The sequence below is a fragment of the Labrys sp. F242 genome (genome assembly GCF_057813875.1).
The window spans coordinates 24,725-38,495 of sequence record NZ_JBVASG010000011.1 but is presented as its reverse complement, the minus strand read 5'-3'; the positions used below and the strand labels follow the sequence as shown (position 1 = coordinate 38,495).

The 13,771-nt window shown below is 62.5% G+C and carries 14 protein-coding genes; 10 read left to right on the top strand and 4 right to left on the bottom strand.

Annotated features, from left to right (window positions below; translation table 11 throughout):
• Nucleotides 1-73: 73 nt before the first annotated feature.
• Both ACZYTC_RS33915 and ACZYTC_RS33910 read left to right on the top strand, forming a co-directional pair.
• Nucleotides 74-1,126 carry an NAD(P)-dependent alcohol dehydrogenase gene (locus tag ACZYTC_RS33915; RefSeq protein ID WP_187829371.1) on the top strand — a complete coding sequence of 351 codons (1,053 nt, stop codon included), beginning with the start codon at nucleotides 74-76 and terminating at the stop codon, nucleotides 1,124-1,126.
• Between the two features lie 109 nt (nucleotides 1,127-1,235).
• Nucleotides 1,236-1,508 (top strand): ribbon-helix-helix domain-containing protein, encoded by a 273-nt coding sequence (locus ACZYTC_RS33910; RefSeq protein WP_105865575.1) that lies wholly within the window; start codon nucleotides 1,236-1,238, stop codon nucleotides 1,506-1,508.
• A gap of 57 nt (nucleotides 1,509-1,565) precedes the next feature.
• Here the strand turns inward: ACZYTC_RS33910 and ACZYTC_RS33905 are convergent, their stop codons facing one another.
• Genes ACZYTC_RS33905 through ACZYTC_RS33890 form a run of 4 tightly spaced genes read right to left on the bottom strand, consistent with a single transcriptional unit; the run spans nucleotide 1,566 to nucleotide 3,696 of the window.
• Nucleotides 1,566-1,742 carry a hypothetical protein gene (locus tag ACZYTC_RS33905; RefSeq protein WP_434960422.1) on the bottom strand — a complete coding sequence of 59 codons (177 nt, stop codon included), beginning with the start codon at nucleotides 1,740-1,742 and terminating at the stop codon, nucleotides 1,566-1,568.
• A gap of 33 nt (nucleotides 1,743-1,775) precedes the next feature.
• Nucleotides 1,776-2,885, bottom strand: coding sequence for a WD40 repeat domain-containing protein (locus ACZYTC_RS33900; RefSeq protein WP_488991721.1), 1,110 nt, complete (start codon nucleotides 2,883-2,885; stop codon nucleotides 1,776-1,778).
• On the bottom strand, nucleotides 2,882-3,223 hold the full coding sequence (locus ACZYTC_RS33895) for a hypothetical protein (protein WP_434960420.1): 342 nt from the start codon (nucleotides 3,221-3,223) through the stop codon (nucleotides 2,882-2,884). Before ACZYTC_RS33895 ends, ACZYTC_RS33900 begins: the two co-directional genes overlap by 4 nt.
• Nucleotides 3,220-3,696, bottom strand: coding sequence for a hypothetical protein (locus ACZYTC_RS33890; protein WP_488991720.1), 477 nt, complete (start codon nucleotides 3,694-3,696; stop codon nucleotides 3,220-3,222). The genes ACZYTC_RS33895 and ACZYTC_RS33890 overlap by 4 nt, the downstream gene beginning before the upstream one ends.
• Before the next feature lie 528 nt (nucleotides 3,697-4,224).
• On the opposite strand from ACZYTC_RS33890, the gene ACZYTC_RS33885 reads away from it, so the two are divergent.
• From ACZYTC_RS33885 to ACZYTC_RS33850, 8 genes are all read left to right on the top strand, one after another.
• Nucleotides 4,225-5,898, top strand: coding sequence for an aromatic/alkene/methane monooxygenase hydroxylase/oxygenase subunit alpha (locus tag ACZYTC_RS33885; RefSeq protein ID WP_441773592.1), 1,674 nt, complete (start codon nucleotides 4,225-4,227; stop codon nucleotides 5,896-5,898).
• Between the two features lie 104 nt (nucleotides 5,899-6,002).
• Nucleotides 6,003-7,067, top strand: coding sequence for an NADH:ubiquinone reductase (Na(+)-transporting) subunit F (locus ACZYTC_RS33880; RefSeq protein WP_434960417.1), 1,065 nt, complete (start codon nucleotides 6,003-6,005; stop codon nucleotides 7,065-7,067).
• Nucleotides 7,068-7,125: 58 nt separating this feature from the next.
• Nucleotides 7,126-8,184: an aromatic/alkene monooxygenase hydroxylase subunit beta gene (locus tag ACZYTC_RS33875; RefSeq protein WP_454817467.1), complete on the top strand. Its 1,059-nt coding sequence runs from the start codon at nucleotides 7,126-7,128 to the stop codon at nucleotides 8,182-8,184.
• Nucleotides 8,185-8,216: 32 nt separating this feature from the next.
• A complete protein-coding gene (locus ACZYTC_RS33870) occupies nucleotides 8,217-8,585 on the top strand; it encodes an MmoB/DmpM family protein (protein WP_434960415.1) in 369 nt (122 codons plus the stop codon).
• A gap of 185 nt (nucleotides 8,586-8,770) precedes the next feature.
• Complete coding sequence (locus tag ACZYTC_RS33865) at nucleotides 8,771-9,847, top strand: NAD(P)-dependent alcohol dehydrogenase (protein WP_488991719.1); 1,077 nt, start codon at nucleotides 8,771-8,773, stop codon at nucleotides 9,845-9,847.
• Between the two features lie 343 nt (nucleotides 9,848-10,190).
• The gene (locus ACZYTC_RS33860; protein ID WP_434960413.1) at nucleotides 10,191-11,213 is read left to right on the top strand and encodes an amidohydrolase family protein; all 1,023 of its coding nucleotides are present in this window, start codon (nucleotides 10,191-10,193) and stop codon (nucleotides 11,211-11,213) included.
• A 5-nt stretch (nucleotides 11,214-11,218) separates the two neighbouring features.
• Entirely contained in the window at nucleotides 11,219-12,028 is an 810-nt protein-coding gene (locus ACZYTC_RS33855) for an iron-sulfur cluster assembly protein (protein ID WP_488991718.1), read from the top strand.
• Between the two features lie 59 nt (nucleotides 12,029-12,087).
• A complete protein-coding gene (locus tag ACZYTC_RS33850; protein ID WP_441773586.1) occupies nucleotides 12,088-13,719 on the top strand; it encodes a molecular chaperone GroEL in 1,632 nt (543 codons plus the stop codon).
• Nucleotides 13,720-13,771: the final 52 nt, after the last annotated feature.

The window sequence follows — 13,771 nt, the reverse complement described above, 5'->3', positions numbered from 1 at the left end:
ATTCATCGCGGCACGAGGATTGCTGTTTCCCTTGCGAAGCACGGACAAGACCGGGCTCGCGGAGGAAATGACAATGAAGGCGCAAGTACTCACCCGCTACGACGACGAGCTGAAGGCCGGCCAATGGGTCGATCTTCAGGAGGTTCCCGACCCCAGGATCGAGAAGTCGAACGACGTCATCGTGCGGATCGGTGGAGCGGGCGTGTGCCGCACCGATCTCCACATCATCGAGGGCGTCTGGCGTCCGCATATGGATCCCAACGGCGACCAGCTGCTGCCGCTGATCATGGGACATGAAAATGCCGGCTGGGTGGAAGCGATCGGCAAGGAGGTCGAAGGCATCAAGGTTGGGGATCCCGTCATCGTGCACCCCAAGATCTCGGGTGGCACCTGCCTGGCTTGCCGGCGCGGCATGGACATGCATGGTCCGGGTCGCTTCCCGGGCCTGGACTGCAACGGTGGCTACGCAGAGTTTCTTTGCACCTCCGAGCGCAACATCGTCCCGCTTCCCAAGACGCTCGCCCCCAAGGAAGTCGCTCCCTATGCCGATGCGGGCCTCACCGCCTATCGTGCTGCCAAGAAGGCGACGCGCCATCTCCTGCCGGGCGAAAGCTGCGTGGTGATCGGCGCCGGCGGCCTCGGCCATATCGGCATCCAATGCCTCAAGGCCATGTGCGCCGCCGATGTGATCGTGGTCGACAAGTCCGACGCCTCCCTGGCCCTGGCGGGCAAGATCGGAGCCGACAAACTGGTGAAGGCAGACGGGAACGAAGTGGAGGCCGTGCTCGCACTGACCGGCGGTGCCGGCGCCGAAGCCGTGATCGACTTCGTCGGCGAAAAGGGCACCACGGCCAAGGGCCTCGCCATGACCCGATCGGCCGGCAGCTATTATGTCGTGGGCTATGGCGAGGACATCAGGGTCCCCACCGTCGACATGGTCATCACGGAAAAGAACATCATCGGCAATCTGGTCGGCACCTGGGCCGAGCTCGTCGAACTGATGGCCCTGGCCGACCGTGGCCTGGTCGAACTGACCACTGTGGAATATCGGCTGGCCGACGCCAACAAGGCTCTCCAGGATCTCAACGCCGGCAGGATCCATGGTCGCGCCGTCCTCATTCCATGACGAGAAAAGCCCTGGCCTCCCCTTGATCGGCGGGGGCCGGACCCTCCCATGGCCGCGCCCGGACAATCGGGACGGCGGGAGGGCGACGGCAAGGCTGAAAGGGCGAGCCATGTGCAAGGTCCTCACGAGCCAGAGCCCGCTCCATTTTCGCAAGGCGAGCCGGTCGATGCGGATCGCCGGGCATTCGACGACGGTGAGGCTGGAGGAGGCGTTCTGGCAAGTCCTAGACGAAATGGCGCTCCGGGAGGGGCTCTCGACCTCCAGGCTGATTTCGGTGCTTTACGAGGAAGCCCTCGAGCGCCATGGCGCCGCTCCCAATTTCGCCTCGCTCCTGCGTACCGTCTGCCTGCTCTACCGGGGGATGATCCCGCCGGAGGGCTGACAATTCGAGGCAGGCCGGGTCGCTCCGGCCTCCTCTCCCCCACCTCGGCTCTCCACCTCAGCTCGCTTGGGCGACCTTGGCGATCCGATCCTCGGCGATCCATCGCGCCGTCAGGATCAGCGCTCCCATGGCAAAGTCCTTGTCATGGGTGTCGATCATCTCGCGGGCGAGATTTTCCAGCTTTTGGAAGAACAGGTCCTTGCTGTCTTCCTCGCGGGTCGGCTCTGTCGGCATGTCGTCCTCCTGTTGATCGGCGCTTTGCTGCACCTATTTGAAGAGCTGGGGCGGAAAGGTGAGGAGAGCGGCCTGGCCCTCGGTATCGCCGACGGCGAGATGACGCCCGTCCGCCGACCAGGCCAGCGCGGTAACTTTGCCGCCGAACGGTCGCACGAACAGTTCGTCGCGCCCACCGAGCCGCGCCACCACGATCCGGCCATCGGCATAGCCGGCGGCCACCAGATCGCGCGTGGGATGGGCGGCAACCGCCTCGACCAGGATCAGGCCGGTATGGCCGGTCAGCAAGGCTTGGCTGGCAGCCTCGGTCTTCGTTCCCCAGGCTGCAATACGATAGGCACCCGATGCCACCAGCTGGCCTCCAATGCCCCAGGCCAGTCCCCGCACCGGCGCGGGAAAGTCGAGGATGGTGTCGGTGCGTCCAAGCGAAACATCGACGATGCTGAGGCCGCCAATCTCCAGGCCACAGGCAATGCGGTCGGCCTGCCGATTCCAGGAAAGGCTTGATGATAGCGAGGGCAGTGTCACCACGCGTTGAACCGACACGCCCCCGTCCAACGCCATGATGACGAGGCTGTCTTCACTCAGTCCCGCCAGATATCGGCCGTCAGGTGAGAATTTGAGCGATGTCGGAATGGGCACGGGGCGCGAACGGCCAATGACGTTTGCCGCCTGGTCCAGGAGGCAAAGCTCGTCGCCGTCCGACAAGGCAGTCAAACCCGATTGCGCCGCATGGTCGAGAGCCAGGACGGGCCGGCCAAGGCCAAGAAAATCCTCGCTCGACTCTCCCTGCGCCGAAACCCGCCTCACCACGCCACCACCCGTCCGGACAAGGAAGCCTCCTTCATGAAAGGGCATGACAAAAGGGGCATCCTCCTCTTGAACCGCGAATGCGGTCAGGGGCGCCGGCGGCTTGGTGCGCGGCAGGATCCTCATCTGTCCGAGGTCGCCGCTGACCCGGATACGGCTTTCCGGTCCCTCCGCTTCCGCGACGGGCGCCAGAGCGATGGTTCCGTCGACAGCTGCAAAGGCAACGCAACCTCCCCGCCGATCGAAGCTCGCGCTTGCGACGGGTGCCGGCCGCTGCCAGCAGCGGCCCAGCAGATCGAACAGAGTCGGGTTCTGTCTGCTTTGCTGGTTCATGATGTCCTCCCCTCTCGCGCCATCGCCTGCCGGAGCAGAAGATCGAGATCCTCGATCTCCTGTTCGGCCTTTGCGATACGCTCGGCACATTCGCCCTGCCGCCCGGCGGCCGCGTCGGCACTCTCGCGTGTCGTTCGCAGATCGCGTTGCAATTCCCGCGCCAACTCTCCCTCCACCGTCGCCTGCTTCAATGCCAGCTCGAGGCGCAGCATCTCCATGTCGAGGCCCGCAAGGAACTGGGTCAGCTTCAGGGCTTGCGCGTTGAGAGCGGACAGACCGGCAACCAGTTCGAGCCGGCGGCCCAGCAGATCCTGCGGATTGGGTACTCGCTGGGTCATTGCCGTCTCTTCTCCTCGACCGCTCCAGGCCTTTCCCAGCCGGACAACAGGTTCGGCAGCTCTGGCAATTGGGCTTTGAACTGGCGTTGAGCCGTCTCCACATGGCTCCCGAGCTGGTCCCAGATGTCGACGCGCAGCAAGGAGGTGGTATCGCCGGTCAGGCGTTCAATGTCCTCCACCCGAAACTGCCGGGACAGGGAAACCCCCGAAAAGACGAAATCGCGCAGCGTGATGGCATGCCGTTCGACGAAAGCATGAAGCAAGGGATGGGTCTCTTCCGTGATCCCCGCCAGCATTAGCTCGGCGATCATGAAGTCGTGGAAATGGCGCTGCAGGCGCAGCTGGCTTTCGCCCAGAAAACGCATGGAGAAGATCAGGTCGCGCGGCATCAGCCGGAGCAGATCCATGATCACGTCGCTGTCGTCGGGCCCATCGAAAGCCGATGGCGATCGAGGATTGTCGGAAGAGGACATCGGTATGGCCCTACATCGGCAAGCTGTCACAATGCCGACAGGATAACCCATCAAACTAAGTTGTCTATAGTATCTGTTACAGAGAAACATAATAAATAAACCGGATTCATGAATAGATAGATAGTTTTACATATGTAAATTACAATTGTAACATTATGTTACACTCGCGACATTCCCGAGAATGACCGATCCATTCAGGGCGCCTGAAGCTGCACAATTTAGAGCTTGTCGCGAGTTGGCACGGTCCTTGCTGTACCATTTTCCATAAGAAGCCCATCGCGTTTCGGCGCGATGCCAAAAGAACGAAGGAATGGGGAACCCAAGGTCGGAATGCACGTGGCGCAGCATGCCTTACGTATGCACGCGCCAGGCTTTCAGCACCGCTCCAGATACCTTTGCCGTGATCCACTCGAGCGGCCGGATGGAGGCATGCCTGCTTCCAGGCGGACCGCCCGCACTCATCGGCGGCGATACCTGCCGCTCCCCGCCCGGACCATGGGGGTTCGTGGCGCAATCTGGTGGAGGCTCATGGCTATGACGTCTTTGACGCTCAACAAGATAACCTCGCAGCGCGGCATCTCCGTCGGCGAGGCGACCAAGAAGATATCCGATCTCGGCTGGAACCCGACCTATGTCCAGGAAGCGATGACCTTCCCGACGGACTACAAGATCAGCAAGGCGCCGCGCGATCCGATGAAGCAGGTGCTGCGTTCCTATTTCCCGATGCAGGAGGAAAAGGACAACCGCGTCTATGGCGCGCTTGACGCCGCCTTGCGCGGCGACATGTTCCGCAATGTCGAGCCGCGCTGGGTGGAGTGGATGAAGCTCTTCCTCGCCATCATTCCCTTCCCGGAAATCTCGGCCGCCCGCTCGATGGCGATGGTGGCAAGGCTGGCACCCGGCGAAGACCTGCGCACCGGCTTCACCATGCAGATGGTCGACGAGTTCCGCCATTCCACCATTCAGATGAATCTGAAGAAGTGGTACATGGAGAACTATATCGATCCAGCCGGCTTCGACATTACCGAAGAGGCCTTCGGCAAATGCTATGCCACCACGATCGGCCGCCAGTTCGGTGAAGGTTTCATCACCGGCGATACCATGACCGCGGCCTGCATGTATCTGACCGTCGTCGCCGAGACGGCCTTCACCAACACGCTGTTCGTCGCCATGCCCTCGGAGGCCGCACGCAATGGTGACTATGCCCTGCCGACAGTGTTCCTTTCGGTGCAGTCGGACGAGAGCCGCCATATCGGCAACGGCCACTCCCTCCTGATGGCCGCTCTCAAGGAGCCGGAAAACCACCTCCTGCTCGAGCGCGACCTGCGTTACGCCTTCTGGCAGAACCACGCCATCGTCGACGCCGCCATCGGCACTTTCATCGAATATGGCACCACCAACCGCGACAAGAACAAGGAATCCTACGCGGAGATGTGGCACCGCTGGATCTTCGAGGACTACTACCGCACCTACATGCTGCCGCTGGAAAAATACGGCATCAAGATCCATCACGACGACGTTCAGGAAGCCTGGAAGCGCATCACCGAGAAGTTCTACGTCCACAAGGTGGCCCAGTTCTTCACCGTGGGCTGGCCGCTCAACTTCTGGCGTATCGAAGCCCAGACGGACAAGGACTTCGAGTGGTTCGAGCATAAATATCCGGGCTGGTATGCTCAGTTCGGCGAATTCTGGAAGTGGCACGACAAGCTCAGCCACAGAGGCGAGAAGATCCTCACCTTCAACGAGGAGGTGGGCTACGTCTATCCGCACCGCTGCTGGAGCTGCCTGGTCCCCTGTCTGATCCGCGAGGACATGGTCGTCGACGAAATCGACGGCAAGCTGCACACCTTCGCCCATGAACTCGACCGTTGGACGGCAGTGGAGGCCTTCTCCGACGAGTACCAGGGACGTCCCACCCCGGCGATGGGCCGCTTTAGCGGCAAGCGCGAATGGGAGACGCTGTATCATGGCTGGGATCTCGCCGAGGCGATGAAGGATCTCAACTTTGTGCGCTCGGACGGCGAAACCCTGATCCCGCAGCCGCATCTGCGCTTCGATCCCAAGGAGATGTGGACCCTCGACGATGTCAGGGGCCACACCATCCTGTCGCCGCTGACGCTGCTGCGTGAGATGTCTCCCGCCGATCGCGAGAAACATCTGGCCGAGTATCGCGCCGGCTTCACCATCAACCCCTGTCACTGAACCCGCCAATCCGCGGATACCGTCCAGCGGTCTCCGCGACCGGACGGATCACGCCCCCTCTCCTCGCCGGGAGGGGGCACGGGACAGTCTTGGAGAAAGGACCGATGAGCGTGGCCCATACCGTGCGCCTGGAACCCGTCGGCGTCGAATTCGAAGTTGAGAACGGCGAAACCGTGCTGAACGCAGCCTTTCGTCAAGGCATCGCGCTGCCGCACGGCTGCAAGGAAGGGCAATGCTCGGCCTGCAAATGCGTCCTGCTCGACGGCGAAGTCGACATGCTGAAATACTCGACCTTCGCGTTGAACGACATGGAGAAGGACAGCGGCCACGTCCTCCTATGCCGGACGATCGCCTATTCGGACATGGAGGTGGAACTCCTCAACTATGACGAGGAGGTGCTGGCGAAGTCGATCGCGGTAAAGACCTATCGCGGCCAGATCACGCGTATCGAGCGGCTGACCCACGACATCCGTGGCATCGAGATCAGTCTCAATTCGCCGATGAAGTTCTGGGCCGGCCAATATGTCGACATCACGGTCACCACGCAAAAGGGGGAGACGCTTACGCGCTCGTTCTCCATGGCAAATACGCCGGACCAAACCCAGGCCCTCTCCTTCATCATCAAGAAATACCCCGAGGGAAAATTCTCAGGCGAACTCGACGCCGGAGGAATCCAGGTCGGAGCCGAGGTCTCCATCGTCGGGCCTTATGGAACCTGCTTCCGACGAGAAGAGCGCGAGGGACCCCTGATCCTGGTCGGTGCCGGGTCGGGCATGTCGCCGGTCTGGTCGATCCTCAACGATCACCTGGCCAGCGGCGAACAAAGGCCGGTCTATTTCTTCTACGGGGCCCGCACGCAAGACGACCTGTTCCATCTCGACCGGATCTCGGCCTTGGTCGAGCGTTACCCGGAGGTACAGTTCATCCCCGTGCTCTCCCATGCCGGCGAGGACGGTGCGTGGTTGGGCGAACGCGGCTTCGTCCATGAGAGCGTGGGCGCCAAGCTCAGGGAACTCGCCATCGATGGGCAGGGCGACGTCTATGCCTGCGGCCCGCCCCCCATGATCGATGCGCTGCAGCCCGTCCTGTTCATGAACGGCTTCGAGGTCGAGCACATCTTCTTCGACAAATTCACCACCTCGTCGGGCGCAACCTCGTCCGGCCACTAAGGACCGCCCTCACCTCGGGCGGATCGTCGAAACACACCACAACCAGGGAGTGAATACCATGCCTGCCATTTCGAGTTCTGTCGGATCCGGCGCAGCCGGTGCAGCGATCTTCGCCGACTCCGACAGCCGCAAATACCGCTATTTCGATCCCAGGGGGCAGCGCGCCACCCATTACGAGGATGTCACCGTTGATGTGCAGCCCGATCCCGAGCGCTATCTGATTCAGAACTGGATCATCAATTTTGCCGACGGCAAAGGCGCCTACGTCAAGGGCAACACCCTGGCCCAGAGCTCGAACTGGCACGCCTTCCGGGCGCCCGACCAGGAATGGGAGCGCACCCATTACCAGCGCCAATCCAAGATCGAGACGATGGTGCAGAGCGTGATCGCCAATGGCCGCAAATCCGGCGCGCCCAAGAGCTTCGACAAGGCCTGGATCAGCATCCTGCAGCACCATCTCGGGGCCTGGAAGCATGCCGAATTCGGACTGGGCACCTCGCTGATGCAGGCCCAGCGTTACGGCTACACCCAGATGATCAACAACGCCACGCTGACCAACTCTTCCTACAAGCTGCGCCTGGCCCAGGACATCACGCTCTATCTGGCCGAGATCGGCATGGATATTCCCGGCTGGAACGACGAACTGGGCAAGAAGACCTGGCTGGAAGACGGCGTCTGGCAGGGCGCCCGGGAAGCCGTCGAGACCATCATGGGATCGGAGGACTATCTGGAACAGTATTTCGCCATCAACATCGTCTTCGAGCCCCTGGTCGGCGAACTCTTCCGTTCCGGCTTCCTGATGCAGGTGGCAGCCGCCAACCACGATTTCATCACTCCGCCGGTGATCTCGGCGGCCGAAGCCGACTATGAGCGCAACCTCGCCAATGCCATCGACCTGATCTACCTGCTGGCGCATGACGAAAAGCATGCTCAGGGCAACCGCCAGCTGTTCAAGGCCTGGCTGAAGAAGCACCGCGCGCTCGCAGACAAGGCAGCGCTGGGGCTGCAGCCGATCTGGTCGATGGCGCATTCCAAGCCGGTCTCGTTCGAGGATGTTCGCGCCGTCTCGCAGGAGCGGATCGGCCAGATCCTGCGCGAACTCGGCCTCGACGACTGACCGGCCGGCAACCATCACAGGGAGAAACGACCATGTCCACGGCAGCACGCGATTCCTCGCACGCCAATATCTTCAAGTCGATGAAGGACATCACCTTCGAGCAGACCATCTCGCATCAGTGCGGGGTCACCATGAACGACTCGGTTGAGGCGCGCGCCATCGCAGAATTCATGGGCAAGAAGGATGGTGTGACCGTCACCTATCAACCCGCGCTGATCCGCATCGACGGCAACGGCAAGCTCATCTTCATGATGGACGAGATCAGCGAGTATCTCGGCCGCGAGATGACTGCGGAGATTTTCGAAGTCAATACCTCCACCCATTATGGCCGCATGGTCAGGGTCGACGACAATACAGTGATCCTGTTCGGCGATATGGACGAGGTCTTCGAATACATCTGAGCACGACGGCAGATCTCGGGCGATGCGCCCTGAAGCGTTTTGCGATTTGGCGGTCACGCCAAGAATCGCAAAGACGCGTCGAAACAAAGAGTTAGAGCAAACAAGCGTTCACGCTTGAACGCGCTTTGCTCTAGAGCGCATCGCCCTTCCCCCGCCCATGCACAGCCGAAAATGAGTAACCGATCATGCCAAGCAAAATGAAGGCCGCGATCTTTGTCGAGAAAGGGCGCATCGTTCTCGATGACAAGCCGATCCCCGAGATCGGTCCCGCCGACGCCCTGATACGTGTCACGACGACGACGATCTGCGGAACGGATGTCCATATCCTGAAGGGAGAATATCCCGTCGCCAAGGGCCTGACCATCGGTCATGAGCCCGTGGGTATCATCGAAAAGCTCGGTTCCTCGGTACGCGGTTTCAAGGAAGGCCAGCGCGTCGTCGCAGGCGCCATCACCCCCTCGGGCTGGAGCCATGCCTGCCTATGCGGCTGTGGTTCGCAGGACGGAGCCGGCACCAAACATGGCTGGAAGGCCATCGGCGGCTGGAAGTTCGGCAACACTATCGACGGCTGCCAGGCCGAGTTCGTCTGCGTGCCCGATGCCATGGCCAATCTCGCCCCCATCCCGGACGAGGTCAGCGACGAACAGGTGCTGATGTGCCCGGACATCATGTCGACCGGCTTTGCCGGCGCCGAAACCGGCGGCATCCGGATCGGCGACATCGTTGCCGTTTTCGCGCAGGGACCGATCGGCCTGTGCGCCACGGCTGGCGCCAAGCTGATGGGGGCGACCACCATCATCGCCGTCGACACGGTGCCCGCTCGCCTTGCCATGGCCAAGCGCCTGGGCGCCGACATCGTGGTGGACTTCAAGAAGGAAGATCCCGTCGAGGCCATCATGCGTCTGACCGATGGCCGCGGCGTCGACGTGGCGATCGAGGCGCTGGGCACGCAGGTAACCTTCGAGGCGGCCCTGCGTGTCCTCAGACCCGGTGGCGTGCTGTCGAGCCTGGGCGTCTATTCGTCGGATCTCAAGATCCCGCTCGATGCTTTCGCAGCCGGCCTCGGCGAGAAATCGATCCGCACCTCGCTCTGCCCGGGCGGCAAGGAGCGCATGCGCCGCATGCTCGACGTCATCGGGTCGGGTCGGGTGGATCTGGGCGGGCTGGTCACGCACCGCTTCAAGCTCGACCAGATCGAAGAGGCCTACGACCTCTTCGCCAATCAGCGCGACGGCGTGCTGAAGGTCGCCATCACGACCTGAGAGGTACCCGCCACGAAGGCAGCAGTGGGAGAGACAACCATGCTCGATGCTTCACACGCATCCTGTGTCGAGGCCGACATCCCGACCGTGAGAATCGGCCGGTGGGGGCATGAGCCCGGCGCCAGCCCAGAAGACGCGGAAACGGCGGCGCGCGATGACCATGCCTGCAACGGCGCTACGCCCGAGGGGTGTGCGGGATGCCCGCTGCGCACCGCCCGGATGGCCCGCTTGTCTCCCGGCCATACGCCTGGCGGAGCTGCAGCGCGCCCGACCTCGCTCCGAGAAATCTCCAAATAGTCAAATTAAATCAAAACTTTAGATCTAAATACCAACGGAGGAAGCCATGTATATCACGCCCGAAGGCAAGGAAATTTTCGTCGTTGATGGCCACACCCATTTCTGGGACGGCAGCCCTGAAAACCAGCGCAACATTCACGGCAAGCAGTTCGTGGAGTGCTTCTATGCCTATCACACGGCGCTCAGCCCTAAGGAACAGCTGTGGCCCAAGGACAAGTTCGAGAAATACAGCGCCGACGATCTCTATCGCGACCTGTTCGTCGACGGTCCTGATGATGTCGCCATCGTGCAATCGACCTATCTGAAGGATTTCTACAAACAGGGTTTCAATACCCTCGAACGCAATGCCGAGATGGCCAAGCGCTATCCCGAGCGCTTCATCGTCAACGGCTCCTTCGATCCGCGCGATGGCGAGGCGGCGCTCGAATACATCCACTTCATGAAGGAGACCTACGACATCAAGGGCGTGAAGATGTACACGGCCGAGTGGCATGGGGATTCCCGCGGGTGGAAACTGACCGACCCCAACGCCTATCGCTGCTTCGAGCTTTGCGAGAAACTCGGCATCCGCAACGTCCATGTCCACAAGGGCCCGACGATCATCCCACTCAGCAAGGACGCCTTCAATGTCGGCGACGTTGATGACGCGGCCACCGACTTCCAGAACCTGAACTGGATCGTGGAACATTGCGGCCTGCCTCGCCTGGACGATTTCTGCTGGATCGCCGTGCAGGAGACCAATGTCTATGGCGGCCTTGCCGTCGCCCTGCCCTTCATCCATTCGCGTCCGCGCTACTTCGCCGAAGTGATCGCCGAGCTCCTGTTCTGGCTCGGCCCGGACAAGATCCTGTTCGGCTCCGACTATGCAATCTGGACGCCGCGCTGGCTGGTCGAGAAATTCTGGGCTTTCGAACTGCCCGAGGACATCAAGCGCGAGCGTGGGGTCGATCTCACACCCGAAATCAAGGAAAAGATCCTGGGCCTCAACGCGGCGCGGCTCTACGACATCGACATCGCGACCAAGAAGGCGGCCCTGGCCAAGGCGCCGCTGTCGATCGCGGCGGAGTGAAGCGCATGATGAGCGCTGCGCTCCGTGGTCGCCGCCAGGCCGAACTCTGGCGGCGGCTGTCCGAGGTCAACGATCCCGAACTCGACGAGCCCGTCACCAATATGGGCTTCGTCGAGCGTGCCGAGATCCTGGACGATGCCTGCGTGGACGTCGAGTTCAGGCTGCCAACCTATTGGTGTTCGCCCAACTTCGCCTTCTTGATGCTCGACGGCGTGCGCGAGGCGATCGAGGCACTGTCCTGGAAGCCGGCCTATCGGATCCGGCTGCAGGATCACATGTTCGCCGATGAGGTCAATCGGGGCATCGCGGTGGGCAAGAGCTTCGGGCAGGTCTTCGGGGAGATGACGGGTGATCTCGACCTTGAGGCCCTTCGCGAGACGTTCCGTGCGAAGGCCTATAAGCGGCGGCAGGAAGCCGTGCTGCTGGGTCTGCGCCAGGCCGGCGTCAGCGACGACGTCATCCTTGCCATGGATCTTGCAGCCCTCGACGCCGCCCAGCCGATGGGGCCGGAAGCGGCGGCCCAGAAGCCGCGCTATCGCCAGGCCCTGCTCGAGCGCCATCCCCAAATCGGCCGGGGAAACGGCGTCTTCCTGACCTGGGAGGGCATCCCCCTCACCGCCGCAACGCTGGCTTCCTATCTGGGAGACCTGCGCAGCCTGCGGATCAACATGGAGTTCAACGGCGCCCTGTGCCGTGGGCTCAAGCAGACCCGGTACAAGCAGGCCGACTTCGCGGACGGCGAACCCACACTGGTCGACTTCATCCTCGATCGCGTGCCGCCTGCCGCTGGGGAAGCGCCAGCCCTCAACAGCTGAATCGACGCCTCGTCGCCCGAGGTCAACAACAACCACCCGCGAGGGTGGAAGGAGGAGCCATGCCCAAATTGATGCTTCACAATTCGCACGCCCGCCGGGCGCTCGCCCGCGGCGTTCACCAACTCGCAGCCGCCGTGGAACCGACTCTCGGTCCCAAGGGCATGAATGCCATGATCGACCGGCCGATCGGCACGCCGATGGTGACGCGCGACGGCGTCTCCATTGCCTCGGAGATCGAATTGCACGATCGCTTCGAGAATATGGGCGCGCAGGTGGTGCGCGAGGTCTCGATGCAGACCAACGAGATCGCCGGTGATGGCACCACCACCGCCATCGTCCTGGCCAATGCCCTGGTCCAGAAAGGCGTGGAAGCCAACGAGCAAGGTGCCAAGGCCGTCGACCTCGTCAAGGGCATCGATCTTGCCGTCGACGCCGTGGTGTCGTCGCTGAGATCCAGCGCGCGCCCGGCTCGCGAAAACGGCGCCCTGGCGGCCGTCGCCAATATCGCAGCCACCGACGCCAGGCTCGGCGCCCTGGTGGCCGAGGCCTTCGAGAAGGTTGGTGCCGACGGCATCATCACCACCGATTTCAGCATCACCACCGAGACCACGCTCGACGTCGTCGAGGGCATGTCCTTCGACCGCGGCTATATCTCCCATCACATGGTCACCGATGTGGAGAAGATGCAGGCGGTGCTGGAGCGCCCGCTTATCCTGTTGACCGACCTGAAGATCAAGGACCCTACTTCACTCGACGCAGTGCGGGCGATCGCCGACAAGGCCGGCAGGCCGCTGCTGATCGTGGCCGAGGAAGTCTCGCCCGAGGTGATCGTAACACTGCTCGGGCGCAACGGCGCCGGCAAATATCTCATCGTGCATCCGCCCGAATACGGCCATTGGCGCAAGGCGCTGCTGGAGGACCTGGCCATCATCACCGGTGGGCGCGTCGTTGCCCGTGACCTGGGCGGTAGGCTCGAACAGATCGAAGCAGCCGATCTGGGCGGCGCCGAAAGGGTGCGCACGAGCGCGACCCACACGGCGATCATCCATGGCGCCGGCGACAAGGCGGCGATCGCCGCACGCCGCACCCAGGTCCAACATCAGTTCGAGAACGCGCCGCCCAATATCGAGCAGGACAAATTGCGCGAACGCCTCGCCAAGCTCTCCGGCGGCACGGCGGTGCTCCATGCCGGCGGGGTCACGCCCGTCGAGCAGAAGCGCACCATCCAATTGATCGAAGACTCGCTCTCGGCCGTGCGGGCTGCGCTCGATGAAGGGGTGGTCGCCGGCGGGGGCGCCGCCCTCGCCCAGATCGGGCCGGTGCTCGATCCCCTGCTTGCCCGGCTCGACGGGGATGTCGCGGCGGGCGTTCGCCTGGTGAAATCGGTGCTGACGCGTCCGCTCTGGCGTATCGTCGCCAATGCCGGCGGCGATCCCGAGGCGGTGGTGGCGAAGGTGTCGAGCGTCAATGGCGGCTTCGGCTACAACGCCGCGCTCGGCGAATACCAGAACATGTACGAGGCAGGTATCATCGATCCCGTTCGCGTCACCTGCGCCGCGCTGAGCAATGCGGCCTCGGTCGCCAAGCTGATTCTCACCACAGAGACCCTGGTCGGCGATCTCGCCGAGGACGAGGATCCCACCGCGGGCCCGGCCCTCGGCGGCGGCGCCGAAAAACTCGGACGCGCCTGAGCGGCGCTGCTGCCAGGCCGAACCATACAAGGGCCTTTCACATCGAGACCCC

Bases quoted from the DNA above. Each gene is read 5' to 3' on its own strand.
- ACZYTC_RS33915 (WP_187829371.1), top strand. From the start codon at position 74: ATGAAGGCGCAAGTACTCACCCGCTACGACGACGAGCTGAAGGCCGGC.
- ACZYTC_RS33910 (WP_105865575.1), top strand. From the start codon at position 1,236: ATGTGCAAGGTCCTCACGAGCCAGAGCCCGCTCCATTTTCGCAAGGCG.
- ACZYTC_RS33905 (WP_434960422.1), bottom strand. From the start codon at position 1,742: ATGCCGACAGAGCCGACCCGCGAGGAAGACAGCAAGGACCTGTTCTTC.
- ACZYTC_RS33900 (WP_488991721.1), bottom strand. From the start codon at position 2,885: ATGAACCAGCAAAGCAGACAGAACCCGACTCTGTTCGATCTGCTGGGC.
- ACZYTC_RS33895 (WP_434960420.1), bottom strand. From the start codon at position 3,223: ATGACCCAGCGAGTACCCAATCCGCAGGATCTGCTGGGCCGCCGGCTC.
- ACZYTC_RS33890 (WP_488991720.1), bottom strand. From the start codon at position 3,696: ATGTCCTCTTCCGACAATCCTCGATCGCCATCGGCTTTCGATGGGCCC.
- ACZYTC_RS33885 (WP_441773592.1), top strand. From the start codon at position 4,225: ATGGCTATGACGTCTTTGACGCTCAACAAGATAACCTCGCAGCGCGGC.
- ACZYTC_RS33880 (WP_434960417.1), top strand. From the start codon at position 6,003: ATGAGCGTGGCCCATACCGTGCGCCTGGAACCCGTCGGCGTCGAATTC.
- ACZYTC_RS33875 (WP_454817467.1), top strand. From the start codon at position 7,126: ATGCCTGCCATTTCGAGTTCTGTCGGATCCGGCGCAGCCGGTGCAGCG.
- ACZYTC_RS33870 (WP_434960415.1), top strand. From the start codon at position 8,217: ATGTCCACGGCAGCACGCGATTCCTCGCACGCCAATATCTTCAAGTCG.
- ACZYTC_RS33865 (WP_488991719.1), top strand. From the start codon at position 8,771: ATGCCAAGCAAAATGAAGGCCGCGATCTTTGTCGAGAAAGGGCGCATC.
- ACZYTC_RS33860 (WP_434960413.1), top strand. From the start codon at position 10,191: ATGTATATCACGCCCGAAGGCAAGGAAATTTTCGTCGTTGATGGCCAC.
- ACZYTC_RS33855 (WP_488991718.1), top strand. From the start codon at position 11,219: ATGATGAGCGCTGCGCTCCGTGGTCGCCGCCAGGCCGAACTCTGGCGG.
- ACZYTC_RS33850 (WP_441773586.1), top strand. From the start codon at position 12,088: ATGCCCAAATTGATGCTTCACAATTCGCACGCCCGCCGGGCGCTCGCC.